Here is a 24,896-nt window from a genome sequence, read left to right as displayed (position 1 = left end):
AGCCGTGGTCGGCCAGGACCCCGCCGTGACCGGCCTCGTCGTCGCCCTTCTCTGCCGCGGACATGTACTACTGGAAGGAGTCCCTGGAGCGTGCCGCCGCGCAGGAGGCAAGCGGCGCGCGTACGGTCTTCGCCCTGCCGCCGGCCGACGCCGACCGGTCCCCGGCGACCGCGGACCCGGCGGGCGGCGCGGCCGTGCCGGTGGCTCCGGGTGCCGGTGCGCCCGCGGCCCCGGACGCCGGTACTCCCGTCCCGCCGGGCGGTGCCGTCCCCGCCGACGTCCCGCCTGCCGGTGCCGGGCCGGTGCCCGGCCGGCCGCAGGCGCCCGCCGAGGGCGTCCACGGGGACGACGGCCGGCACGACGCCGTACCGCTCGACCAGGGCGAGGACCACACCCCGCCGCAGCCGCATCCCACCAGTGCCCCGACCGGCCGGCGGCGCCGTGCCGTGGCCCAGCCGGCCGAGGGCGCCCAGGCGGTGGCGTCCGGACCGACCCCGCCACAGCCCGTCCCGGTGCCGACGGCTCCCGGTCAGGGGACCCCGGCGCCCAGCGTTCCGGCGCAGGGCACGGCCGGGCAGGGCATCCCCGTCCAGGCCGGTGCCGTGGCGCCCGCCGGGCAGCCCGTGCCCGCCGCGGCCCAGGCGGCCGTGCCGGCGGGGCCCGGTGCCCAGCGGCCGGCAGCCGTACCCCAGGTCGCCGTGCCCGCGCAGGGCACGGCCGGTCAGCCCGCGCCCGCCCCGGCGGCACCGGCCTCGGCCACGCCGGCCCAGGGCACCCCGGCGCAGCCCGTGCCCGTCGCGCCGGCCCAGCAGGCTCCGGCGGTACCCGCCCAGGGCAGCGCCCCGCAGCCCGCTCCCGGAGCACAGCCGGGCACTCTGCCCACCGGTACTCCGGTGGCGGTCCCGGGTGCGCTGCCGTTGCCCGCCGAGGCGGGGACCGGGCAGGTGCCCGCGGAGGCGCAGGGCGCCCAGGCCGTGCCGGTGCTGCCCGGCGGCGTCCCCGCTGCCGGTGTCCCGCAGCAGTGGCCGAACGCCGGCGACACCTCTGGCGCGGGGACACCCGTCCCCGCTGCCGGCACCCCGGCCACCGGAACCCCGACCCCCGGAGCAGCCGCTGCCGGCACCCCGCAGCGGGCCGCGCAGCCGTTGCCCGCCGAGGCCGGCGGCATGCCGCTCGACCCGGACTCGACGCAGGGGCGGGCGATCAGCGTGCGCACGCTCGGGCAGGGCGTGCCGTTCGCCCGGCAGGCCGCCCAGGTGCAGCAGCCGACGGCGACCCCGCCGCCGCACGCGCCGGGCGGTTCGGGCCGCCGGCGCAAGCTGGGCACGCCCCCCGACCCGGCCACCCGCCCGGAGCCGCAGCCGGACCAGGCGGCCCGGCCGCACCCGGCCGCCGAACCGGCGCCCGCGCAGCCCGCGCTCGCCGGGCAGCCGTCGGTACCGCAGGCCGTGCAGGCCGGCCAGGCAGCCGGGCCGCAGCCCTCGCTCGGCGGGCAGCCCCGGACGGCCCCGGGCACCGAGGGGGCCGGACGGTCGTACGCCATAGGCGCCCCGGAGCCCGACGCGGCCGAGGGGCCGGAGCCGCTGGACGGTCCCGGCGGGGCCGTGGAGGTGGCGGACACCCCGCGTCCGCAGCCGATGGACGACGAGCTGCCCCCGGAGCCGCTGGACAACCCGCGCCGGCTGCTGGTGTGGCCCGCGCCGGACGTGACGACGCAGCAGGCGCTCAGCGACCGTGGCTACCGGCCGGTCATCGTGCACTCGCGCGAGGAGGTCGACGCGCAGATCGCGGCCTTCCCCGCCGCGCTGTTCGTGGACCCGCTGACCGGGCCCATCACGCGGACGGCGCTGCAGTCGCTGCGCCAGGCCGCCGTGGCCGCCGAGGTGCCGGTGCTGGTCACGGCCGGGCTCGGGCAGGCGACGCGCGAGGCGGCGTACGGCGCCGACCCCGCCGTACTGCTGAAGGCGCTGGCGCCCCGGGACAGCGAGCAGCATCCGCCGCGGGTGCTGCTGATCGAGGAGCACGCGGAGATCGCGCTGGCGCTGACCTCGACGCTGGAGCGGCGCGGGATGCAGGTGGCGCGGGCCGCGAGCGACAACGACGCGGTGACGCTGGCGGGGCAGTTCCGGCCGAACCTGGTGGTGATGGACCTGCTGCAGGTGCACCACCGGCGGGCCGGGATCGTGGACTGGCTGCGGGCGAACGGCCAGCTCAACCGCACCCCGCTGGTCGTCTACACCGCCGCCGTCGACCAGGCCGACCTGCCCCGGCTGGCCTCGGGCGAGACGGTGCTGTTCCTCGCGGAGCGGTCCACCAGCGGCGAGGTGCAGAGCCGGATCGTGGACCTGCTGGCCCGGGTCGGCACGAACTAGCCCGCGTTCTAGCGGGCGACCAGTCTGCGGGCCGCCTCCTTGATGGAGGCCCGCAGACGGTCCTGGTCGCCGGCCTCGGCGCCGGCGAGGATGCGCCGCATCTGCGGGACCACGGTCATCCAGTTGGTCAGCGCGGTGAGCAGGATCAGCAGGTCGCCGGCCGGGATGGCGTCCGTGATGACGCCCCGGCTCTGGCCGTCCTCGATCGCGGCGACCTTGCGGGCGTAGTGGTCCTGGCGGGCCGCCTCGTCGGGCAGTTCGGCGCTGCCGTACTCGATGCCCTCCCAGAAGAGCAGGCGCAGCAGTTCGGGGTGGGCGGCGTGGTAGTCGAGGAGGCGGTCGACCCAGCCGTCGATGTCGTCGGGGTCGACGGGTACGGCTCCGGCCAGGTCGACCATGCACCGGCCGAGGACCTGGCTGAACAGCTCCGCCTTGTTGCCGAAGTAGGCGTAGATCAGCTGCTTGTTGGCCTTGGCCTCGGTGGCGATGCGGTCGATGCGGGCGCCCGCGATGCCGTGCCGGGCGAACTCGGCGACCGCCGCCTCGAAGATGCGGGCCTTGGTGGCCTCGGGGTCCCTCACTGCTGCCATGGGGACAGGGTAAGGGCGCGCGGGGAGCTAACCAACTGTTTGGTTGCCGATGGAATGCACGGGACGGCGTACGCGTTGGAGGCTTATAACCAACTAGTTAGTTGTATGAGTAGGCGCTAAGGAGTACGACCGCTCATGCCGTCAGTGACCACCACCCGCCAGGCCTCCGAGGTACGGGTCCCCGCCCGCGAGCGGCCCGCCTCCGGCACCCTCTTCCTCCTGCTCATCGCGGTCTGCACCGCCGTCACGGCCGCCAACATCTACCTCGCGGCCCCGCTGCTCCCCCTGATCGCCCACGACTTCGGCACCGTCCCCTCAGCCGTGGCCTGGATCGCCTCGGTCGCCCAGCTCGGCTACGCGGCCGGCCTCCTCTTCTTCGCGCCGCTCGGCGACCGGGTGAACCGCCGCCCGCTCGTCGGCGGACTCTCCGTGTCCACCGCGGTGGCACTGCTCGTCGCCGCCGTGGCCCCGGGCACCGCGGCCCTCGCCGCCGCCGTGTTCGTCGCCGCCGCGGCCACCGTCGTACCGCAGCTGCTCGTCCCGCTGGTCGCCGCGCGCGCCCCGGCCGACCGGCGTGCCCGGCATGTCGCCGCCGTCATCGCCGGGCTGTTCACCGGCATCGTCGCGGCCCGCGTCCTCGGCGGTCTCGCCGGGCAGGCCTACGGCTGGCGCTGGGTGTTCGCCGGGTCCGCCGCGCTGACCCTCGCGCTGGGGCTGGCCACCGCCCTGGCCCTGCCGGCCGAACGGCGCGTGCGGCAGGGCGGGCTGTTCTCGGGCATGACCGAGCTTCCGGGAGTGCTGCGCCGCTCGCCCGACCTGTGGCGGGCGTGCCTGCGGCAGGCGGGAATGTTCGGCGCCTGGAGCGCCCTGTGGACCTCGCTCGCGCTGCTGCTGACCGGTCCCGGGTACGGCCTGTCCACCGCGACCGCCGGCCTCTTCGGCCTCTTCGGCCTGACCTCGACCGCGGTGGCGCCGCTGGCGGGCGGCCTGGTGGACCGGTTCGGCTCCGCGCGGGTCGTCGGCACCGCGTATGCGCTGGCCGCTGTCTCCGTACCGCTGTTCTGGCTCGGCGGGCATGCCCTGGTCGCGCTGTTCGCCGCCGCGATCGCGATCCACGCGGCCCTGGTCGCCTCCCATGTCGCCAACCAGACCGTGGCCCTGACGACGACCACCACACCGGCCACCGCCAACACGGCCTACGTCGTCTCCGGCTTCGCCGGCGGCGCCCTCGCCTCAGCCGCAGCGGGCCCCGCCTTCGGCCACTGGGGCTGGACCGGGGTGTGCGCGGTGGCGGCACTGTGGCTGACCCTGGGCTGGGCAACGACGAAGGGCCGGGGCGGGCGTCGGTGACCCCTGGGGCCGGGTCCGGGCCGGCCCGGCTCCGGCCTGCCTGGCCGGACGGCGGACGTCCGGGGCAGAGCCTGGCTGGACGGCGGACGTCCGGGGCAGAGCCTGGCTGGACGGCGGTGACGCCCGGGGCCGACCGGGCCCTGGCGACGACAGCCACCGGGCCGAGCCAAGGTGACAACAGCCGCCGGACCGAGCCAGGGCGACGACAGCCACCGAGCCGAGCCAAGGTGACGACGGCCGCCACTCCGAGCGACGCTGACGGAAGCCGGGCCGGGCAGCGCTGACGACGAGAGCCGACCGGACCACAGCGACTTCAACAGCCAGGCCGGACGGGCCGGGCGGCGGTGACGCCCGGGGTCAGCCCGGCCCTGATGACGAACCGGGCCGGGCCGGGGCGACGCTGGCGGAAGCCGAGCCAGGCCAGGCTGCGGCGACGTGCCCGCCCGTTCGTCAGAGGTGGGTGATCTCCAGGTGGCCGTCCGCGTACTGTCGGCGGAGTACCTTCTTGTCGAACTTGCCCACGCTCGTCTTCGGGACCGACTCGACGATCGTCCAGCGCTCGGGCAGCTGCCAGCGGGCGATCCTGCCCTCCTCGGCGAGGAAGGTGCGCAGGGTCTCGAAGTCGACGGTGGCGCCCGGCCGGAGGACGACCGTGGCCAGCGGGCGCTCGCCCCACTTCTCGTCGGGTACGGCGACCACGGCGGCCTCGGCGACGTCCGGGTGGGACATCAGGGCGTTCTCGAGGTCGACCGAGGAGATCCACTCGCCGCCGGACTTGATGACGTCCTTGGCGCGGTCGGTGAGGGTGAGGAAGCCGTCGGGGGAGATCGTGCCGATGTCGCCCGTCTTCAGCCAGCCGTCCTCGCTGAACTTGTCGGCCGGGCGCAACGGATCGGCGTCGGGTCCGTTGTAGTAGGCGCCCGCGATCCAGGGCCCGCGCACCTCCAGCTCGCCCGCCGACTCGCCGTCCCAGGGCAGGCGCTCGCCGTCGGGGCCGGTGAGGCGGGCCTCGACGCCGGCCGGGAAGCGGCCCTGGGTCATGCGGTAGGCGAACTCCTCCTCGGCGCCGACCGCGTGGGCCGGCGGGCGGGCGACCGTGCCGAGCGGGGAGGTCTCCGTCATGCCCCAGGCGTGACAGACCCGCATGCCGAGCCGGTCGAACGCCGCCATCAGGGACGGCGGGCAGGCCGAGCCGCCGATGGTGACCTGACCGAGGGAGGACACGTCCCGGGGACGCGCGGTGAGTTCGCCGAGCAGGCCCTGCCAGATGGTCGGGACGGCCGCCGCGTGGGTGGGCCGCTCGCGCTCGATCATCTCGGCGATCGGGGCCGGCTGCAGGAAGCGGTCCGGCATCAGCATGTTGACGCCGGTCATGAAGGTGGCGTGCGGCAGGCCCCAGGCGTTGACGTGGAACTGCGGTACGACGACGAGCGAGGTGTCCCGGTCGGTGAGGCCCATCGACTGGGTCATGTTGACCTGCATGGAGTGCAGGTAGATCGAGCGGTGGCTGTAGACCACGCCCTTGGGGTCGCCGGTCGTGCCGGAGGTGTAGCACATGGCCGCGGCCCGGCGTTCGTCCAGCTCCGGCCAGTCGTAGCGGGTCGGCCGGCCGGCGATCAGCTCCTCGTACTCGTGCACCCGCGCGCCGGCCTCCGCGAGCGGGGCGCGGTCGCCGGGGCCGGAGACGACGACGTGCTCCACCGTCGAGAGCTTCGGCAGCAGCGGCGCGAGCAGCGGGATCAGCGAGCCGTTGACGATGACGACCTTGTCGGCGGCGTGGTCGACGACCCACGCCAGCTGCTCGGCGGGCAGTCGCAGGTTGAGGGTGTGCAGCACCGCGCCCATGGACGGGATGGCGAAGTACGCCTCGACGTGCTCGGCGTTGTTCCACATGAGCGTGGCCACCCGGTCGTCGCCGGTCACCCCCAGCTCGTCCCGCAGGGCGTGCGCCAGCTGGGCGGCGCGGGTCCCGACCTCCGCGAAGGTGCGCCGGTGCGGCTCGGACTCCCCGGTCCAGGTGGTCACCCGCGACGATCCGTGAACCGTCGACCCATGGGTCAGGATCCTGGAGATCAGCAGCGGTACGTCCTGCATGGTGCTCAGCACGGAGTCCTCCTGGCGACATTGCCTACGCGGTGGTAGAGGTAGCGCTGATTCTGCGCACATACCACGCGGTATGTCACTAGGGGGTACGTCACCGAGGTGAGGAAATCGCGGCTAGCGCGCCAGCACCAGCTCCGGGTCCTCGCGCAGCTTGCCCAGCGCCCGCGACACCGCCGACTTCACCGTGCCCACCGACACCCCGAGCACCTCGGCGGTCTGGGCCTCGCTGAGGTCCTCGTAGTACCGCAGGACGACCATCGCCCGCTGACGGGCCGGCAGCTTCATGACCGCCCGCCACATCGCGTCGTGCAGCGCCTGCCGCTCGGCCGGGTCGTCGTCGCCCGGCACGGGATCCGGCTCGGGCAGCTCGTCGCAGGCGAACTCGTCCACTCTGCGCTTGCGCCACTGCGAGGTGCGCGTGTTGAGCAGCGCCCGGCGCACATAGCCGTCGAGCGCCCGCTGGTCCTCGATCCGCTCCCAGGCCACATAGGTCTTGGCGAGCGCGGTCTGCAGCAGGTCCTCAGCATCGCACGGGTTCGCGGTCAGCGAGCGGGCGGTGCGCAGCAGGACCGGCTGGCGGGCCCGGACGTAGGACGCGAACGAGGAGTAGGGGCTGGTCTGCCGCCCGGGTACGGCGGCGGCCGAGGCGCTGGTGCAGACGGGTGTGGTCATGCCTCCACGCTAGGAGCGGCCCCCACCACGACGGATCGGCCGCAGGTCCCGAAGCGGAGTCCCCCTCAGGTTGTAGGGAGGGGGCTGCCCCCACCTCCTGAAGGTGGACCGCGGGTCCGTCCCGTATGCGGGTCGAACCCTGAGGTCTCAGCCGTCCGCCGTCAGGACCAGCCCCGATGTCGGCACCCCGGTGCCGGCCGTCACCAGGGTCCGCCGGGCCCCCGGTATCTGGTTCACGGCCGTGCCGCGCAGCTGGCGGACCGCCTCCGCGATGCCGTTCATGCCGTGCAGGTACGCCTCACCGAGCTGCCCCCCGTGCGTGTTCAGCGGCAGCCTCCGCTCGGCCACGTGGTCCGCAGCCTCCCCCTTCCCGCAGAACCCGAACTCCTCCAGCTGCATCAGCACGAACGGGGTGAAGTGGTCGTACAGGATCCCCACGTCGATGTCGTCCGGGCGGAGACCGGAGGTGCACCACAGCTGGCGGGCCACCGCGCTCATCTCCGGCAGTCCGGTCAGGTCGTCCCGGTAGAAGCTGGTCATCTGCTCCTGTGCCCGGCCGGCGCCCTGGGCCGCCGCGGCGATCACGGCGGGCGGACGCGGCAGGTCCCGGGCCCGCTCCAGGGAGGTGACGACGACCGCCTGGCCGCCGTCGGTCTCCTGGCAGCAGTCCAGCAGGCGCAGCGGCTCAGCGATCCAGCGGGACGCGGCGTGGTCGGCCAGCGTGATCGGGCGGCCGTGGAACCAGGCGGCCGGGTTGGTCGCCGCGTACCCGCGGTCCACCACGGCCACGTGCCCGAACGCCTCCGGCGTCAGCCCGTACGTGTGCAGATACCGCTGCGCCGCCATCGCCACCCAGGAGGCCGGGGTGAGCAGCCCGAAGGGAAGCACCCAGCCGAGCGCCGCGCCCTCCGCCGACGGCTCCCGGTGCTGCACGCCCGCGCCGAACCTGCGGCCCGACCGCTCGTTGAACGCCCGGTAGCAGACCACCACCTCGGCCACGCCCGTCGCGACCGCGAGCGCCGCCTGCTGGACGGTGGCGCAGGCCGCCCCGCCGCCGTAGTGCACCCGGGAGAAGAAGGACAGCTCGCCCATCCCGCAGGCCTGGGCGACGGTGATCTCCGGGCTGGTGTCCATCGTGAACGTCACCAGGCCGTCCACGTCCGCCGGGGTGAGGCCCGCGTCGTCGAGCGCGGCCCGCACCGCCTCCACCGCGAGGCGCAGTTCGCTGCGTCCGGAGTCCTTGGAGAACTCGGTGGCGCCGATGCCGGCGATCGCGGCGCGTCCGCCGAGGGTGTCACGGGAGCGCAGGCTCATGGCGTGACCTCCGGGACCGTGACCGTCACCGGGACCGTGACCGTCACCGTGCCTGTCACGTGCTTGCCGAGGCCGTTGGCGCCGACGACCCGGACCACGGCCGTGTCGCCGTCGACCCGCTCGACGCTGCCGGTCAGCACCATGGTGTCCCCCGGGTAGTTGGGCGCCCCGAGCCTGATGGCGACCTTGCGGAGCACCGCCGTCGGGCCGAAGTGGTCCGTGACGTACCGGCCGACCAGGCCGTTCGTCGTCAGGATGTTCATGAAGATGTCCGGCGCGCCCTTGTGCCGGGCCAGTTCCGGATCGTGGTGCACGTCCTGGTAGTCCCGGGAGGCGAGCGCACCCGCGACGATCAGCGTGCGGGTCACCGGGATCTCCAGCGGCGGCAGCCGGTCCCCGGCCCTCACCGGTCCACCCCCCGGAACACCGGCAGCGTCAGCTCCTCGTCGTACCGCTGGAAGCCGAGCCGCACCGGCAGCCCGATGCCCACCTTGTCGTACGGCACCCCGACCACGTTGCTCACCATCCGCACGCCCTCGGCGAGTTCGATCAGACCGACCGCGTAGGGCGGGTCGAAGGCCGGGAAGGGCGGGTGGTGCAGCACCACGTACGAGTAGACCGTGCCCTCGCCGCTCGCCTCCACCGTGTCCCAGCCGGGGCTTCCGCAGGCGTTGCAGCCGGGCAGCCAGGGGTGGCGCAGGGTGCCGCAGTCCGTGCAGCGCTGGATGAGCAGCCGGTGCTCGGCCACGCCCTGCCAGAAGCCGGCGTTGTCACGGTTGACCACGGGGCGGGGCCGGGACGCCCGGGGCCGGCGGGACTCGGTCTTCTCGGAGGAGGTCTTCCCGGACGCGGGGGCGTACTTGAGGATGCGGAAGCGGTGCGTGCCCGCCGGCGCGCCGGCCACCCGTACCTCCGTCCGGGTCGTGACGAAGTAGCCCGTGCCGAGCTTCGTCGTCTTACGGCCGGAGACCTCCTCGATCACCGTGTCGAACACGACCTCGTCGCCGGGCCGCAGGGGCCGCAGGTACTCCTGCTCGCAGTCGGTGGCCACCACGGAGGTGCAGCCCGACGCGTCCAGCAGGCCGAGGAGTTCGTCGTACGCCCCGGTGCGGCCCCGGTGTCCGGACAGTCCGCCCATCGTCCAGGCCTGGAGCATGGTGGGCGGGGCGATGGCGTCCGGGCCGGTGTAGGCGGGGTTGGTGTCGCCCAGGGCCTCGCACCAGTGCCGGATCATCGGCGCGTTCACCGGGTCCTTGCCGACGCCGGCGACGGCCGCGGGCAGCCCCTCGAACTCCTTGAGCCGCGCGCCCAGTTCGTCGTACCCCTGATCGTCGCTCACGCCACACTCCCCGGCTCGGGATCGGACAGTTTTTGACTGTCCGTCAGATGATGTGGAGTGTCAAGGTCACCGGGCCCCGCCGGCCGGGCCGGAAAACGCCGACGCGGCGGTACCGGAGTACCGCCGCGCCCACGTGTTGCGACCCTGAAGCACACCCCGCGAGCACCCTCGTCACGAGGGCCCCCGCCCCCGGCTCACCAGAGCTCGTCGAAGTCGACGACGACGTTGGCGTTGCCCTGCTGGACGGCCGTGAACGCGGAGCCGTTGACCTGCGCGGTGTTGCTCTGGTTCGAGGCGCCGGCGCCGACCGCGTTCTGGTTCGTGGTGGACGAGTTGCCGTTGTTGTCGCCACCGACCCCGCTGCCGAGGACGGCCGCCACGCCTGAGCTCGATCCGTCGTCCGCGAGGGCGCCGTTGTCCGCCGACGCGACACCGGTGAAGAGAGCGGCTGCGAGCGGGAGAGCGGAGACGGCGGCGAGAATGCGGGCGGTACGGATGCTTGCCATGTTGTTCCTCCAGAACCAAGCACTCTGCGGCCCGAGGGCCGGAAGTTTGTGAACTGCGGCTTGTGTCAGGGCGGTTGGCCGACCGCCTCGACCGTTCGTGAACGACGTCGCGCAACCAGAGTTGCCCAGCGAATCCCCGGCGAACCACCCTGGAAGCCCCGATTCGCACGCAAGCGTGATGACAAGTCGATAAACCCCTATCGCCACCTTTGGTCACTTCACCCCCGACCCGTCACAGGACGGACTTCCCGCCCCTCAAGGGTCACAAGGGATGAATCGTTCCGGCATCTTTCCGGCCAATCTCCCCCACCCGGGCGCGCCACCACGGCCCGCCCTTCCCTTTTTCGAACATGAGTACGAACATGGAGGCATGGCCACCACCGACCGGCAGGCCACGACGCTGGCCCTCGCACACGCCCTGTCAGCCGCCGAACGCGGCCTGGCCGTCATCCCCCTGTCCCGGACGAAACTCCCGGCCCTGCGCTCCCCCCACCGCGACGACCCCGCCCCTTCCGCACCGCCCTGCCACGGCGAGTGCGGGCGCTTCGGCCACGGCGTGTACGACGCCTCCACCGACCCGTTCCGCATCCGCGAACTGTTCGCCGCCGCGCCCTGGGCCACCGGCTACGGCATCGCCTGCGGGCTGCCCCCGTACCACCTGATCGGCGTCGACCTGGACACCAAGTCCGGCACGGACTCCTCGGCCGCCCTGCGCGAACTGGCCCTGCGCCATCTGTTCACGATCCCGGAGACCGTCGTCGTGCTCACCCCGAGCGGGGGCCGCCATCTGTGGCTGACCGGCCCGCCGGACGTGGTCGTCCCCAACTCGGCCGGCCGGCTCGCCCCCGGCATCGACATCCGGGGCGCCGGCGGCTACCTCGTGGGCCCCGGATCCCGCACCGACCACGGCGTCTACGCCACCGCGCCCGGCACCGCCCATCTGACCCCGGCCCCCTGCCCGCCGTCCCTGCTCCGCCTCCTGCTGCCCCCGCCCCGCGCCCACCACCCGGCCCCGCCGGCCCCCGGCGACCACGGCCGCGGCCTGGTGCAGTTCGTCCTCGCCGCGCACGAGGGCCAGCGCAACACCCGCCTCTTCTGGGCGGCCTGCCGCGCCTACGAGAACGGCATCGGTCCCGCCCTGGCGGCCCCCCTGACGGAGGCGGCCCTCCACACGGGCCTGACGGAACGCGAGGCCCGCGCGACGATCGCCTCGGCGGCCCGGATGACGAGGCACCGGCCCTGAGGGGACCGGCCGGGCGGCGCTGTGGCGCGCTGCCTCCGCCGATCCGATTTACGATCCGATCGTGACAGACATACCGGACGAATTGATCAGACTGGAACGTTCCGCCGAAGAGGAACGCGCCCGTCTGGCGGGCCTCACCGGCGACGCGTACGAGGAGCAGCGGAGCCGCTTCTGCGCGGCCTCGGAGGCGGTGCGGGCGGCGGTCACCGCGCACGCCGAGGCGGCGGGGGCCGACCCGCACGAGGTGGAGCAGGCCGTGCGGCGGGCCGTACGGCAGACCCAGGAGGATCCGGCCGTCGAATAGCCGAGAAGGGGTGCCTCTCCGTGAGAGGCACCCCTTCTGACACGCACATCTATGACCTGTGCGGAGGCGGTGGGATTTGAACCCACGGTGACATCGCTGCCACGACGGTTTTCAAGACCGTTCCCTTCGGCCGCTCGGGCACACCTCCCCGCGTCGCCGGAGATCGACGGCGCGCGTACAGATTACCGGCCCGCCGCCGGGTCGTGGGGCCGCGGTCGCCCACGGGTCGCCGGTGGGTCAGCTGTCGCCCTGGCGCGAGCCCAGCGTCAGCTGCACGGTGTGCTCCTGGCCGCCGCGCTTGTAGGTGATGGTGACCTTGTCGCCCGGCCTGTGGGTCCAGATCTCGCCGATCAGGGTCGGGCCGCTGTCGATCACGTGGTCGTCGAGCTTGGTGATGACGTCGCCGGGCTTGAGGCCGGCCTTGTCCGCGGGGCCGCCCGTCTCGACCGCGGCGGAGCCGCCCGTGCCCTGGTCGGTGATCTTGGCGCCGTCGCCGGAGTCCTCCAGGGAGACGGACGCGCCGATCCTGGCGTACACCGGCTTGCCGGTCTTGATCAGCTGCTGGGCGACGTTCTTGGCCTGGTTGATCGGGATGGCGAAGCCCAGGCCGATCGAGCCGGACTGGCCGCCGGAGCCGAAGCCGCCGCTGCTGCTGGACTGGATCGCGGAGTTGATGCCGATCACCGCGCCGGAGGCGTCCAGCAGCGGGCCGCCGGAGTTGCCGGGGTTGATGGACGCGTCCGTCTGCAGGGCGCTCATGTACGACGCCTTGCTGGTGGAGCTGCCGTCACTGGAGGCCACCGGGCGGTTCTTGGCGCTGATGATGCCCGTCGTCACCGTGTTGGACAGGCCGAAGGGGGCGCCGATGGCGATGGTCTCGTCGCCGACGGCGACCTTGTCCGAGTCTCCGAGGGCGAGCGGCTTGAGGTCGGAGGGGGCGTTCTTGAGCTTGATGACCGCCACGTCGTAGCCCTGCGCGTGGCCGACGATCTCGGCGTCGTACTTACGCCCGTTCGGGAAGGTGGCCGTGAGCTTGCCACCGTCCACGGCGTCCGCGACCACGTGGTTGTTGGTGACGATGTGGCCCTGGGTGTCGAAGACGAACCCGGTGCCCGTGCCGCCCTCGCCGTTGTTGCTCTCGGCCTCGATGGTCACCGTGCTGGGCAGTGCCCTGGCGGCCACGTTGGCGATCGTGCCGGGCGCGCGCTTGATCTGCGCGGCGCTGCCGTCGGAGGCGGAGACGGTGGTGGAGCCGCGGTCGTCCCGGTCCTTGGCGAGGGTGTAGCCGAGGCCGCCGCCCAGGCCGCCCGCGACGAGCGCGGCCACCAGGACCGCCGCCACCAGTCCGCCGCGACCGCTGCGCGGCTTGGGGGCGGGCTGCTGGTACGAGGCGCCCCAGCCGGCGCCCGGGCCGCCGGGGCCGCCGTCGCCGTAGGCCGCGGTGGCTGGCGGCGGAGGCGGCCAGGAGCCGTCGGGGGCCGGTCCGGGCTGGTGCGCCGGAGCGTGTCCCGGGCCGTGCTCCGGTGCGGCGGAGGCCACCGGGCTCTCCGCGGGGACGGGCGGCAGCGGGGCCGTCGGCGGGTTCTGCTCGGGGCCAGGGCCCTGCGGGGAAGCGGCGGGAGTGGCCACCGGCACGGGAGGTACGGACGGCGCCGGGGGTACCGCGTTGCCCTCGTTCTCGGTGCTCACAGCTCTTCTCCTCGGTCCACGCCTGTTGTCGTCGGTCGCACTGGTCTGCAGTCAGCTTTTCCCACGGGCCGTCAGAGCACCATAAGCGGTGGCTGTGGGTCCGGCGGCGCTCTTTATATAGGATCTTTATGACAAGAGTTACATAAGCGAGCAGGCTGTATGCGCCCGTTCGTCGCACGGACGCCTCCGCGCCTCCACGTGTACCCGGCGACGGTGGCACCATGACGCGGTGACCCACGCACCACACCGCTCCATCCAGGTCGTCGCCCACCGGGGCGCCTCCGAAGACGCCCCCGAGCACACCCTGGCCGCCTACCGGAAGGCGATCGAGGACGGCGCCGACGCGCTGGAGTGCGACGTACGACTGACCGCGGACGGCCATCTGGTCTGCGTCCACGACCGGCGGGTGAACCGTACCTCCAACGGCCGCGGCGCCGTCTCCGCGCTGGAACTGGCCGATCTGGCCGCCCTCGACTTCGGCTCCTGGAAGACCCGCGACGCCTGGCGCGGGCGGGACGAGGAGCCCGACTGGGAGCACCGGCCGGAGGACCGCGAGGAGACCTCCGTGCTCACCCTGGAGCGGCTGTTGGAACTGATCGCGGACGCCGGGCGGCGGGTGGAGCTGGCCATCGAGACCAAGCACCCCACGCGCTGGGCGGGCCAGGTCGAGGAGCGGCTGCTGACGCTGCTGAAGCGATTCGGCCTGGACGCGCCGCCCTCCGCCGCCGAGTCGCCGGTCCGGATCATGAGCTTCTCGGCGCGCTCGCTGCACCGCGTGCGTACCGCGGCGCCGACCCTGCCGACGGTCTACCTGGTGCAGTTCCTCTCGCCCCGGCTGCGCGACGGCCGGCTGCCCGCGGGCGTGCGCATCGCGGGGCCCTCGATCCGCATCCTGCGCAACCACCCCGGCTATGTGGAGCGGCTGAAGCGGGCCGGTCACCAGGTCCATGTGTGGACCGTGAACGAACCCGAGGACGTCGACCTCTGTGTCGAGCTGGGCGTCGACGCCATCATCACCAACCGCCCGCGCGCGGTGCTGCACCGGCTGGGACGCTGAGCGACCGCCCCGGACCGCACGAAACCAGCCATACCGGTCACTGTCCGGCAGGGTCCGTGACGGGGTGTGCTCCGGCGCGTTCGCTGCGTGTCGGACCGTACCGAATGCGTCACCGGAAGTGGATTGGCCGGTTTCCGGTACAGGCCAAGGGGGCATCCACTCCGTGGCGTGGGGCGAAGGAGGTCTCGGGGGTGGCGTTGGTGGTGGCACAGGAGGTGCCCACGTCGTCGAGCATGGCCGTACCCCATGGCCCTGCGGGCGTGGGGAAGGCACGGCACCGGATGCGGGCGCAGTTGCGCAGCGGTGGCGTGGCGGAATCGGTCATCGACGATGCCGTACTGATCCTTTCCGAACTGTTGAGCAATGCCTGCAAACACGGGCGGCCCCTGGGGGACGCGCCGGCCGGGGACGGTGACGTCCGTGCCGCGTGGCGGGTCGACACGCGCGGGCGGCTCGTCGTGGAGGTCACGGACGGCGGCGGCCCGACGCGCCCGGCGCCGGCCACCCCCTCGGTGACGGCGCACGGCGGTCGCGGGCTGAACATCATCACGGCCCTCGCCGACGACTGGGGCGTCCGGGACGACGTCCAGGGCGAGGTGACGGTCTGGGCGCTGGTCCACGAGGACGTCCACGATCCCGATGCCGGGTGCCGCCACGACGCTTTCGCTACGCGCGTCACGCGCACCGCGCAGCCGGAGCTGCCGCTCCGGGACATGGGGCTCAGGGGCCTGGGGACGCCGGGCATGGCACTGCCGGACCTCTCCGGCCTGGACTTCGCGGACGTGTTCGACGACCTGGACTGACCGCGGACGGGCGGCACGCGCCGTCCGCGGGTTCACGCCGGCGTGGCCCAGGGATGCGCACCACCGGTTCACACCACTGGCGTCGAGCGCCCGTGCGTTGTCCACAGGTTCCCGTCGGCCATGGTCCGAACGGCTAGGCTCCCGCCGTACGAGAAGCGCCGTAACCGGGAGACACCCACCATGGCCAAGAAGCGCCCCCAGACGAAGGCCAAGCCGCAGCTGATCGACGGGGAGATCCCGGTTGTCGGCGCCCGCGAACCCTGCCCCTGCGGCAGCGGCCGGCGGTACAAGGCCTGCCACGGCCGGGCCGCCGCGCACGCCGCGACCGAGCTGGTGCACCGCCCGTTCGAGGGGCTGCCCGGCGAGTGCGACTGGGTCGCGCTGCGGGAGCTGGTGCCGGCCGCGACGGCCGAGCTGACCCTGAAGGGCGGCCTGCCCGAGGGCGTCCCGTCGGTCACGCTGGCCACGGTGCTGCCGATGGCCTGGCCCGCGCTGCGCCGGGACGACGGCTCGGTCCTGCTCGGCCTGCAGAACGACACGGCGTCCGGCGACATCAGCCGCGACCTGGCCGACACGCTGCTGCGCGCGCTCCAGGCCGAGCCCGGCACCCCGGTGCAGGGCCGCCGCGCCCCCGCCGAGGGTCCGCGGCTGCAGGACCTGCTCGACCCGGAGGGCGCCTTCGAGCCGGTCGTGCACAGCGGCTTCGCGTTCTGGGTGCCGGACGCGGAGAACGCCACCCCGGAGGTGACCGCCTCCCTGGAGCGGGCCAACGAAGCCGCCATCCCGACCGTGAAGCTGTCCGGCGTGGACGCCGCGTACTGGTGCGAGACCCCGGAGAAGAACCACCTGCGGTGGGTCATGCCGCATCCGGAGGAGCAGCTTCTGGACGCTCTCGCGCGGCTGCACGCGGCGGGCCGCTCCAGCCTCGGCGAGGGCACCCGGCTGGTGGGCTCCTTCCGTGCTCACGGCCTCACCGTGCCGGTCTGGGACCTGCCGAGCGGGGTCGGCGCCGACGACGTGGAGAAGCCGGCCGCCGAGTTCGCCGAGCGTCTCGCCGCCGCCCTCGCCGTCCAGGAACCGCTCACGGCGGACGAGCGCCGGGCGCGCGGCGGGCTGACCAACCGGCAGGTCACGCTGAGCTGACGCCCCGCGCGCGCGTGTCACGGCTGAACGGTCGGTCAGCCGTGACACCGGCCTCGCGGGGCAGGTGACCCCCGTCACAACTCCCGGTTTCGAGGGGGAATTCGGTGTCCGAATTGCCAAGTCGGAATTTGCGAACCGCGGATCTCTTGTTACCGTTCCAGTAGCCCGGTTGCTGGTGCATCCCCCGTCGCCAGCAACCGGGTCTTTCCATGTCCGCACCCGCACCGGCCACCGTGCCCGCGCCGGGTGTACGACCCGCCTGCGAGCGTCAACTTCCTTGCGACTGCTAGGAGTTGCTGCCGGAGCGGAGCAGCAGCGTCCCGTCCCCGCCACGAGCGGAGAACTCGGTGACGGCCGTGTAGGCGCCCGGTCCGCCCCGGCGGTGCTCGCGCGGGGTCTCACAGGTGGCGGGCGCGTCGTCGGCTCCGGTGACGCAGCGCATCTGCACGGTCCGGCCGCCCGGCCCCAGCAGGCTCAGCACGGAGTCCAGCGACTTCCCGGTGGCGTTGCGGTAGTAAGTGCGCGCCCAGGTGTCCTCGCCCTGGGTCAGCACACAGGTCTGCGCCTCGATGCCGTCGGGCGAGGTGAGCTCGGGGCCGCAGCGGGCGGCGGTGGCGAGCCCGAGGCCGAGCAGGAAGGGTGACCGGCGGGCGGCGTCCGGGTGGGACTTGGCGTCACCACGGGGAGCGGGGGATTCGGCGGCCCGGCCGGTGTCGCCCACCTGCCCCGCGGACGCCACGGCCAGCGGTAGCGCGACCGCCGCCGCCACGACGCCCACGAGGGCGAGCAGACGAAGTTTTCGGGGATCCCGCTTGCCTCGGGGCGGCTGCGGGGCACTGTGGCGGCCGGAGTGCCGGGGGGCACCGTGGCGGCCGGAATGACGCGGCATATGCGGAAGATAACGAGCGCGCGCGGCTCGCCCGCACGTCCGCGCCCGACATCCCCTACAACTCGGGCGCGCTCACACCCGTACGAGTGAGGGCGTCGACCACGGCGTCCACCACGGCCTCCACGTCCGGCACCCAGGGCGAGGCCGAGCCGGGCAACGGGGCCCGCTCCCAGCGGACGCCGCCCTGGCCGGTCTCGGACGGGGGCAGGGCGAGATAGCCGCCCTCGCCGTGGAAGCGCAGGGAGCCGGGGACGAAGTCCTTGGCGTAGAGCAGCTCGCCGAGCTGCTCCATGGAGTACGGCTTCACGAGCAGCGCCCAGCGGGTCGGCGCGGCGATCACCGGGCCGAGCCGCATGCCACGCCGGTCGAGCAGGGCGAGGGCGCGGGAGGCGGCGAGCGCCGGCAGGCTGACCGCGCAGGGCGCCTTGCCCCCGGTGGCGAGGACGATCGGGGCGGCCGGCCGGTGGGTCCACCACCAGCGCACCATCCGCGCGTCGGTGCTGGCCGCGAGCAGGCCGGGGTCGAAGGGGTGCGCACCGGGCACGGTGCACTCGGGGTCGGGGCAGGCGCAGCGGGCCCGCCCCTGCGGATCCGGCGCCACACCCGGGAGCACCGGCCACTGCCATTCCGTCGCGAAGGTCAGGGCCGCGCCGATCAGCTCAGGCCTCCCGCCGTTCCGCCTGGACAGAAGCCTGCGTCGCCTTCCGAGGATCTCGCGCATGAGCGCTCGTTCCTTTCCGTTGCACCGCTGGCAACACCGTGGGCCACATCACACCATGTGTCGATCACTTCACTGTGCGTACCTGATGTCGCGTCACACCCCTGCGCACGGCATGGGGAGCCCCAAGGGGTCGAGCGTGGGCCGCGTCCGCGTCCTTGGTGCGTCTATCAAAAGCACGGTTACGGCGTAGGGGTGGCGAAGTCTGGCGTTTTGCCGTCGCGCGTATTTCTCTCCGCCTCCGCCACGGGAGGATGGGGCTCGGCCGTCGGTGGCTATGACGCCCGGGTCCGTCGCCAGGTTCCGGGTGGCCCCCAACCACCCCTGGCCTTCTCCGAGTACGTACCCATCACGACCGCTGTGACGCTCTGTGGAGCAAGGCCAGTCGACCGCAATGAACCGATACCCGAGGCAGTTTTGAGCCAACTTGGCAGTAAGGCAAGGGGTTCCGGGAAATCCGCTCGTCCGCCCCATGGACACCAGGAATCCTCGCAGGACAATGCTGGACATCCCCTGACGAGTGCGTGTACATGTGGAGACACTGCTAGCGGCGCAGAATGACATGGGGGTTTGCGATGCTTTTGGGCAATACGCACCGGTCTGAAAGCCGGACGCCATGAACGCCCCGCACTCTGCGAAAGTGGCTGGAATCGATCCAACAGTTCCCACGCCCGCACACACAGTCGCGCCCGCCTCACCTGCCCCAGGCACCGGGCCCGCCCCCGTCCCCGCCCCGGTCACACCCGCCCCCGGCGCCGTCCTCCAGGACCGGCTGGCCGGCTGGGTCTCCGACCTCACGACCCTCCACGAACTCACCGAGCGCCTCTCCCGCACCAACGCGCTCGACCCCGCCCTGCACGAGCTGCTGCGCGCCGGGGCCGCCCTGGTCGGCGCCCGCCGCGGCCTGGTCGTCGTGGAGCCCGCCGACGGCCTCGGCCCCCGCACCATGCTCGGTCTCGGTCTCGGCCGCGCCGACCTCGGCCACATCGAGACCGTGCCGCCCGGCGCCCTGCCGTACGACACCGGCGGTGCCGCCGAGAGCGTCCACCCCGACCTGCTCGCCGAGGACGGCCTCGACCCGCGCCACCGCGAGGTGGCCGCCCGCCTCGGCTACGCCGCCAGCTACGCCCTCCCCCTCGCCGCCGAGTCCGCCGGCCGCCTCGGCGCGGTCGTCTGGCTCTACGACGAGCCGGCCGAGCCGGACGAGCGCCGGCGCCATCTCACCGGCCTGTACGTCCGGCACGCGGGCGAGCACCTCGCCCGGCTGCTGGAGGTGGAGCGCACGCGCGCGTGCGTGGCGACCATCACCGAGGAACTGCTGCCGTCCCGGCTGCCCCGGGTGGCCGGCGTCCAGCTCGCCGCCCGGCACCGCACCGGCCCGCGCGGCGGCGGCGACTGGTACGACGCGCTGCCGCTGCCGGACGCCGCGCTCGGCCTCTCCGTGGGCTCCGTCACCGGCTCCGGGCCGAGCGCCGTGGCCGCCATGGGCCGGCTGCGCGCCTCCCTGCGGGCGTACGCCGTGATGGAGGGCGAGGACCCGGTCGCCGTCCTGTCCGACCTGGAGCTGCTGCTGCGGCTGACCGAGCCCGCCCGCTCGGCCACCGCCCTGTTCGCCTACTGCGAGCCCGCCCTGCGCAAGATCACCCTGGCCGGTGCCGGGCACAGCCCGCCGCTGCTGATCGGCGAGCGGCGCACCGAGTTCGCCGAGACCTCCGTCTCCGCGCCGCTCGGCATGCTCGCCTGCTGGGAGGCGCCCAGCGTGGAGATCCAGGCGGAGGCCGGGGAGACGGTCCTGCTCTACACCGACGGGCTGCTGCACCGTACCGGCGACCCGATGGACCGCGCCTTCGCCCGGCTGCACGCCGCCGCCGCGGGCATCCCGCGCGCGGTGCGGCACGATCCGGAGGCCGTCGCCGACCACGTCCTGCGCACGGTCCTGCCGGACGGCCCGGACGCGGACGACAGCGAGGAGGACGTGGTCCTGCTGGCGGCCCGCTTCGACTGAGCACCCCGGTTGGCATGAGGGGGCATAGCAGGGCATCCGGCCCGGGTCCCGCCCCGGTACGACCGTACGATGATGGAGGTCCCCGCTCGGCCACAAGCAGGAGCGTCGCGGGCCCCGGGGGAGATCACCAGGCGTATCGAGGAGGATCACGTGTCCGACGAGCTCAACCCGGCTGTGCCCGATTCCGCTACCGCGGAGGGCCCGGAGTCCGAGTCCGAGGAGACCGTCAAGCAGCGGAAGAACGGCCTGTACCCGGGCGTCTCCGACGAGCTGGCCGAGAACATGAAGTCCGGCTGGGCCGACACGGAGCTGCGGGGCCTGGAGCCGATCGAGCAGGCCGGGCACACCGCGCGCCGCCGTGCCGCGCTGTCCGCCCGCTTCCCGGGCGAGCGTCTGGTGATCCCGGCGGGCAACCTGAAGACCCGCTCGAACGACACCGAGTACCCCTTCCGCGCGTCCGTCGAGTACGCGTACCTCACCGGCAACCAGACCGAGGACGGCGTCCTGGTCCTGGAGCCCACGGCCGACGGCCACGAGGCGACGATCTACCTCCTGCCGCGCTCGAACCGCGAGAACGGCGAGTTCTGGCTCTCCGGCCAGGGCGAGCTGTGGGTCGGCCGCCGCCACTCCCTCACCGAGTCCGAGGCGCTGTACGGCATCCCGGCCGCCGACGTGCGCGAGCTGGCCGACAAGCTCCGCGAGGCCACCGGCCCGGTCCGCGTGGTGCGCGGCCACGACGCCGGCATCGAGGCGGCCCTGACCGACAAGGTCACCGCCGAGCGCGACGAGGAGCTGCGCGTCTTCCTCTCCGAGGCCCGGCTGGTCAAGGACGAGTTCGAGATCGGGGAGCTGCAGAAGGCCGTCGACTCGACCGTCCGCGGCTTCGAGGACGTGGTCAAGGTCCTCGACAAGGCCGAGGCCACCTCCGAGCGCTACATCGAGGGCACGTTCTTCCTCCGCGCGCGCGTGGAGGGCAACGACGTCGGCTACGGCTCCATCTGCGCGGCCGGCCCGCACGCCTGCACCCTGCACTGGGTCCGCAACGACGGCCCGGTCCGCTCCGGCGACCTGCTGCTGCTCGACGCGGGCGTGGAGACGCACACGCTGTACACGGCCGACGTCACGCGCACGCTGCCGGTCAACGGCACGTACAGCGAGATCCAGAAGAAGATCTACGACGCCGTGTACGAGGCCCAGGAGGCCGGCATCGCGGCCGTGAAGCCGGGCGCCAAGTACCGCGACTTCCACGACGCCGCGCAGCGCGTGCTGGCCGAGAGGCTCGTCGAGTGGGGCCTGGTCGTGGGCCCGGTCGAGCGCGTCCTGGAGCTGGGCCTGCAGCGCCGCTGGACCCTGCACGGCACCGGCCACATGCTCGGCATGGACGTCCACGACTGCGCCGCCGCGCGGACCGAGACGTACGTGGACGGCACGCTGGAGCCGGGCATGGTGCTCACCGTGGAGCCGGGCCTGTACTTCCAGGCCGACGATCTGACGGTCCCCGAGGAGTACCGGGGCATAGGCGTCCGCATCGAGGACGACATCCTCGTCACCGAGGACGGCAACCGGAACCTCTCGGACGGCCTCCCGCGCCGCTCCGACGAGGTCGAGGCGTGGATGGCATCGCTCAAGGGTTGATAAGACACTGATGGCCGGGCACCGGGAAGGTGCCCGGCCATCGGCGTGTCCGAAGGCTTCACATGCCTAGGGGGAGGCTGTTCGTGGACGACTTCTGGTCCGGCGTGGGTGTGGACCTGCACCTCGAACCCGACGCGGCGGACGGGCGCCGCATCGGGCTGGAGCGGGCCCTCAGGGACGCCGTGCGCGACGGACGGCTCGCGCCCGGGACCCGGCTGCCGGCCACCCGGCGGCTCGCGGCCGACCTCGGCATCTCGCGCGGCACCGCCAAGGCCGCCTACGACCAGCTCGTCGCCGAGGGCTATCTGACGGCGCGCCAGGGCTCGGGCACCCGGGTCGCCGAGCTGCCGGCCGTACAGGCGGAGGAGCCGGGGACGGCCGCACGCGCGCGTGCGCCGCGTTTCGACCTGCGCCCCGGCAGCCCGGACGTCGGCGCGTTCCCGGCCGCGGCCTGGCTGCGCGCGCTGCGCCGGGCCATAGCGACGGCGCCCTCGCTGGCGTACGACTACGGCGACCCGCGCGGCCGGATCGAGCTGCGCACCGCGCTCTCCGGCTACCTGGGCCGGGCGCGCGGGGTGCTCGCGCCGCCGGAGCGGATCGTCGTCACCTCCGGGTATGTGCAGGGCCTCGCGCTGCTCACGCGCGTGCTGGGCGGCGCCGCCGTCGCCATGGAGGACCCGGGGCTGCCCTTCCACCGGGAGGTGGTGCGGCACAACGGCGGAACGGTCCTGCCGGTCCCGGTCGACACCCGCGGGGTGTGCCCCGAGGAGCTGGGCGGGGCGGCGGCCGTGGTGGTCACGCCGGCGCACCAGTACCCGACCGGGGTGACACTGCACCCCGAGCGGCGCCGGGCGCTCACCGACTGGGCACGCGCGCGGGGCGGACTGATCGTCGAGGACGACTACGACGGCGAGTTCCGCTACGACCGGCAGCCGGTCGGCGCCCTCCAGGGCATGGCCCCGGGCCAGGTCGTCTACCTGGGCACCGCCTCCAAGACGCTCGGCCCCGCGCTCCGCCTCGGCTGGATGGTGCTGCCGCCGCACCTGGTCGACGCGGTCGCCGACGCCAAGCTGCACAGCGACCACCACACCGAGACGATCGGCCAGCTCGCGCTCGCCGAGCTGATCGACAGCCACGCCTACGACCGGCACGTGCGCGCGTGCCGGCTGCGGTACCGGCGGCGCCGGGACCAGCTGCTGGACCGGCTGGGGACGGGGCGGGGCGTGCGCGGGATCGCGGCCGGGCTGCACGCGCTGGTCGACGTGGCGGACGAGGCCGAGGTCCTGGCCCGCGCGGAGGCGGAGGGCCTGGCGCTGGGCACCCTCGGCGAGCACTGGCACACCGCCGCCCCCGGCCGGCCGCAGGGCCTGGTCGTCGGCTACGGCACGCCCCGGGAACGGGCGTACCCGGAGGCGCTCGAAGCCCTGGCGAAGGTCCTCGGAACGCCCGGCTGAGCGACCGGCCAGGAGCGGTGCGGGCCGCTCCCTACGCCGTGAGCAGCGAAGGATCCTTCTTCCACTTCAGCATCTTGTCGAAGCTGACCACCGTCCCGCCCCGGCCGGGCTTCGCCCCGATGTGGACGTGGTCGGCGAGTTCCTGGATCAGACAGAGCCCGCGACCGTGCTCGGCGTCCGGTCGCGCGGGGCGCAGATCGTGGGTGCGGGCGAACCCGGGGCCGGAATCGGCCACTTCGATACGGCACTTCTCGCCGTCGAGGTACGCGGTCACCCGGTACGCCTCCGAGGCGCCGGTCGCGGCCCCTCCGCCGTGCTCGACGGCGTTCGCGCAGGCTTCGCTCAGGGCGACCGACAGGTCGTACGAGATCTCGGGGTCGACGCCCGCCGTCTCCATCGTGCCGATCAGCAGCCGTCGCGCGAGCGGCACGCTCGCGGCCTCGCGCCGCAGATGGAGTGACCACCAGATGCTCATGCTCCAGCCTCCTGGCCGCGGCTCGACATACCGTTACCTATTGCCGCCCGTAGGCGGCCGTAAGCACTCCGTTGACGTGACTGAGCCCATACGGCCGATGTGCCGAGGGCGGAATCGGTGTATGAGGGGCCCCTCGGGCGCCCGCCGTACGGCTCCGGAAGGCGACCCGCCCGGGGCGCCGGCGGGCCACCTGCCGTAGGGCTTCGGTAAGGGCAGTGCGATGATGAGCGCGCCATGACTGCCCCCCACCCGCGTACGGCGCGCCCCGGAGCCGGGCTCCGGATTCTCCGGGCCGCGGTGTTCACCGCGGTCTGCGTCGCGCTGGCCGCGTGCGGGCACAGTCTGGCCTCCTGCGCGTCGGTGCCGCTGTGGACGGTCGCCGCGGGCTTCCTCGGCGCCCTGCTGCTCGTCGTACCGCTCGCCGGGCGGGCCCGCTCGCTGCCCGGCATCGCGGCGCTCCTCGCCCTCGGCCAGACCGTGCTGCACACGCTGTTCGGGCTGGGCCAGCACGGGGCCGCGATGGCCTCCGGCATGCCGATGGGATCGACGGCCGCCACCGGATCCGCCGGCTCCACCGGTGCCGCGCTGAGCGACAGCGCGCTGGTCGAGCAGGCCACCCGGCTCATGTGCGGGTCGACGCCGGCGTCCCTCACCCCCGGGCACGCCTTCCGGCTGCTGCTCGACGCGCGTCTCATCGACCGCTCCGGCCGGCCGACGGCCGGCCTGGGCACCCTGCAGCACGCGCACGACGCCACCGGCGCCTCGGCCGGCCTGCTGCCCTCGCTGCCGATGCTGCTCGGCCATGTGCTCGCGGCCGTGGCCGCCGGCTGGCTGCTGCGCCGCGGCGATCTCGCCGTGCTGCGGCTGATCGAGCTGTCGGCGCATGGAGTCACGGAGGGGGCGCTCGTACGGTCCCTGCGCGCGGCGCTCGCGCTGGCGTGCGCCCTGTGCGCCGGGCTGCTGCCCGCCGCCGGGCCCGGCCCGCGCGGCCCCCGTCCCGACCGGGACGGGACACCGGCCCCGCACACCGCCGTACTCCAGCACTCGGTGATCCGGCGCGGCCCGCCCGCCGCCGCCTTCGCTCTCGCCGCCTGACGCGGCCACCGCTCTCCACTTCACGACGAGGGACTCCGGTGCGCCGCCGTCGAGCGGCACGCGCGCGTGCGCGCATTCCTCACCACCGGACTCACCACCGGATTCACCACCGGACCTCACTCAGAGTGGAGTGCTTCCTT

General features: G+C 73.8%; 21 protein-coding genes, 1 tRNA gene and 1 pseudogene. 11 read left to right on the top strand and 12 right to left on the bottom strand.

Features of this window, described 5'->3' with window-relative positions:
- Positions 1 to 80 precede the first annotated feature (80 nt).
- A pseudogene (locus ABZ937_RS26485) lies at positions 81 to 2,372 on the top strand (histidine kinase); the annotation flags it as partial.
- Between the two features lie 8 nt (positions 2,373 to 2,380).
- Here ABZ937_RS26485 and ABZ937_RS26480 read toward each other — a convergent pair.
- Positions 2,381 to 2,962, bottom strand: coding sequence for a TetR family transcriptional regulator (locus ABZ937_RS26480; RefSeq protein WP_361695800.1), 582 nt, complete (start codon positions 2,960 to 2,962; stop codon positions 2,381 to 2,383).
- 135 nt (positions 2,963 to 3,097) lie between these two features.
- Here ABZ937_RS26480 and ABZ937_RS26475 point away from each other — a divergent pair, with 135 nt between their 5' ends.
- Complete coding sequence (locus ABZ937_RS26475; RefSeq protein ID WP_361695799.1) at positions 3,098 to 4,312, top strand: MFS transporter; 1,215 nt, start codon at positions 3,098 to 3,100, stop codon at positions 4,310 to 4,312.
- A gap of 450 nt (positions 4,313 to 4,762) precedes the next feature.
- On the opposite strand, the gene ABZ937_RS26470 is transcribed toward ABZ937_RS26475, so the two are convergent.
- The 6 genes from ABZ937_RS26470 to ABZ937_RS26445 form a co-directional block, all read right to left on the bottom strand.
- On the bottom strand, positions 4,763 to 6,418 hold the full coding sequence (locus tag ABZ937_RS26470; protein WP_361695798.1) for a long-chain fatty acid--CoA ligase: 1,656 nt from the start codon (positions 6,416 to 6,418) through the stop codon (positions 4,763 to 4,765).
- Between the two features lie 111 nt (positions 6,419 to 6,529).
- Positions 6,530 to 7,087, bottom strand: a complete 558-nt coding sequence (locus ABZ937_RS26465; RefSeq protein WP_361695797.1) for a SigE family RNA polymerase sigma factor — start codon at positions 7,085 to 7,087, stop codon at positions 6,530 to 6,532.
- A gap of 147 nt (positions 7,088 to 7,234) precedes the next feature.
- Entirely contained in the window at positions 7,235 to 8,401 is a 1,167-nt protein-coding gene (locus ABZ937_RS26460) for a lipid-transfer protein (RefSeq protein WP_361695796.1), read from the bottom strand.
- Positions 8,398 to 8,808, bottom strand: a complete 411-nt coding sequence (locus tag ABZ937_RS26455; RefSeq protein ID WP_361695795.1) for a MaoC/PaaZ C-terminal domain-containing protein — start codon at positions 8,806 to 8,808, stop codon at positions 8,398 to 8,400. Before ABZ937_RS26455 ends, ABZ937_RS26460 begins: the two co-directional genes overlap by 4 nt.
- Positions 8,805 to 9,740, bottom strand: a complete 936-nt coding sequence (locus tag ABZ937_RS26450; protein ID WP_361695794.1) for a bifunctional MaoC family dehydratase N-terminal/OB-fold nucleic acid binding domain-containing protein — start codon at positions 9,738 to 9,740, stop codon at positions 8,805 to 8,807. Before ABZ937_RS26450 ends, ABZ937_RS26455 begins: the two co-directional genes overlap by 4 nt.
- Positions 9,741 to 9,934: 194 nt before the next feature.
- On the bottom strand, positions 9,935 to 10,246 hold the full coding sequence (locus ABZ937_RS26445) for a hypothetical protein (RefSeq protein ID WP_361695793.1): 312 nt from the start codon (positions 10,244 to 10,246) through the stop codon (positions 9,935 to 9,937).
- A 370-nt stretch (positions 10,247 to 10,616) separates the two neighbouring features.
- Here ABZ937_RS26445 and ABZ937_RS26440 point away from each other — a divergent pair, with 370 nt between their 5' ends.
- Positions 10,617 to 11,489 (top strand): bifunctional DNA primase/polymerase, encoded by an 873-nt coding sequence (locus ABZ937_RS26440; protein ID WP_361695792.1) that lies wholly within the window; start codon positions 10,617 to 10,619, stop codon positions 11,487 to 11,489.
- A gap of 61 nt (positions 11,490 to 11,550) precedes the next feature.
- The gene (locus ABZ937_RS26435) at positions 11,551 to 11,793 is read left to right on the top strand and encodes a hypothetical protein (protein WP_361695791.1); all 243 of its coding nucleotides are present in this window, start codon (positions 11,551 to 11,553) and stop codon (positions 11,791 to 11,793) included.
- 61 nt (positions 11,794 to 11,854) lie between these two features.
- Here ABZ937_RS26435 and ABZ937_RS26430 read toward each other — a convergent pair.
- Positions 11,855 to 11,941, bottom strand: a tRNA-Ser gene (locus tag ABZ937_RS26430).
- Positions 11,942 to 12,030: 89 nt separating this feature from the next.
- Positions 12,031 to 13,482, bottom strand: a complete 1,452-nt coding sequence (locus tag ABZ937_RS26425; protein WP_361695790.1) for a trypsin-like peptidase domain-containing protein — start codon at positions 13,480 to 13,482, stop codon at positions 12,031 to 12,033.
- Positions 13,483 to 13,711: 229 nt separating this feature from the next.
- Here ABZ937_RS26425 and ABZ937_RS26420 point away from each other — a divergent pair, with 229 nt between their 5' ends.
- From ABZ937_RS26420 to ABZ937_RS26410, 3 genes are all read left to right on the top strand, one after another.
- On the top strand, positions 13,712 to 14,539 hold the full coding sequence (locus ABZ937_RS26420; RefSeq protein ID WP_361695789.1) for a glycerophosphodiester phosphodiesterase: 828 nt from the start codon (positions 13,712 to 13,714) through the stop codon (positions 14,537 to 14,539).
- Between the two features lie 104 nt (positions 14,540 to 14,643).
- Positions 14,644 to 15,342 (top strand): ATP-binding protein, encoded by a 699-nt coding sequence (locus ABZ937_RS26415; protein WP_361695788.1) that lies wholly within the window; start codon positions 14,644 to 14,646, stop codon positions 15,340 to 15,342.
- Between the two features lie 180 nt (positions 15,343 to 15,522).
- Entirely contained in the window at positions 15,523 to 16,485 is a 963-nt protein-coding gene (locus tag ABZ937_RS26410; protein ID WP_361695787.1) for a DUF5926 family protein, read from the top strand.
- A gap of 286 nt (positions 16,486 to 16,771) precedes the next feature.
- Here the strand turns inward: ABZ937_RS26410 and ABZ937_RS26405 are convergent, their stop codons facing one another.
- Positions 16,772 to 17,374, bottom strand: coding sequence for a hypothetical protein (locus ABZ937_RS26405; RefSeq protein WP_361695786.1), 603 nt, complete (start codon positions 17,372 to 17,374; stop codon positions 16,772 to 16,774).
- A 55-nt stretch (positions 17,375 to 17,429) separates the two neighbouring features.
- Positions 17,430 to 18,095, bottom strand: coding sequence for a bifunctional DNA primase/polymerase (locus ABZ937_RS26400; protein ID WP_361695785.1), 666 nt, complete (start codon positions 18,093 to 18,095; stop codon positions 17,430 to 17,432).
- 613 nt (positions 18,096 to 18,708) lie between these two features.
- On the opposite strand from ABZ937_RS26400, the gene ABZ937_RS26395 reads away from it, so the two are divergent.
- The 3 genes from ABZ937_RS26395 (at position 18,709) to ABZ937_RS26385 (ending at position 23,186) form a co-directional block, all read left to right on the top strand.
- Positions 18,709 to 20,097, top strand: coding sequence for a PP2C family protein-serine/threonine phosphatase (locus ABZ937_RS26395; RefSeq protein ID WP_361695784.1), 1,389 nt, complete (start codon positions 18,709 to 18,711; stop codon positions 20,095 to 20,097).
- A 150-nt stretch (positions 20,098 to 20,247) separates the two neighbouring features.
- Positions 20,248 to 21,732 carry an aminopeptidase P family protein gene (locus ABZ937_RS26390; protein WP_361695783.1) on the top strand — a complete coding sequence of 495 codons (1,485 nt, stop codon included), beginning with the start codon at positions 20,248 to 20,250 and terminating at the stop codon, positions 21,730 to 21,732.
- A gap of 83 nt (positions 21,733 to 21,815) precedes the next feature.
- The gene (locus ABZ937_RS26385) at positions 21,816 to 23,186 is read left to right on the top strand and encodes a PLP-dependent aminotransferase family protein (protein WP_361695782.1); all 1,371 of its coding nucleotides are present in this window, start codon (positions 21,816 to 21,818) and stop codon (positions 23,184 to 23,186) included.
- A gap of 31 nt (positions 23,187 to 23,217) precedes the next feature.
- Here ABZ937_RS26385 and ABZ937_RS26380 read toward each other — a convergent pair whose 3' ends face one another.
- Positions 23,218 to 23,661, bottom strand: coding sequence for an ATP-binding protein (locus ABZ937_RS26380; RefSeq protein WP_361695781.1), 444 nt, complete (start codon positions 23,659 to 23,661; stop codon positions 23,218 to 23,220).
- A 234-nt stretch (positions 23,662 to 23,895) separates the two neighbouring features.
- On the opposite strand from ABZ937_RS26380, the gene ABZ937_RS26375 reads away from it, so the two are divergent.
- On the top strand, positions 23,896 to 24,756 hold the full coding sequence (locus tag ABZ937_RS26375; RefSeq protein WP_361695780.1) for a hypothetical protein: 861 nt from the start codon (positions 23,896 to 23,898) through the stop codon (positions 24,754 to 24,756).
- Positions 24,757 to 24,896: the final 140 nt, after the last annotated feature.

This window comes from Streptomyces sp. NPDC046727 (assembly GCF_040645635.1).
GTDB lineage: Bacteria > Actinomycetota > Actinomycetes > Streptomycetales > Streptomycetaceae > Streptomyces.
This window is presented reverse-complemented; position numbering and strand designations above follow the sequence as displayed.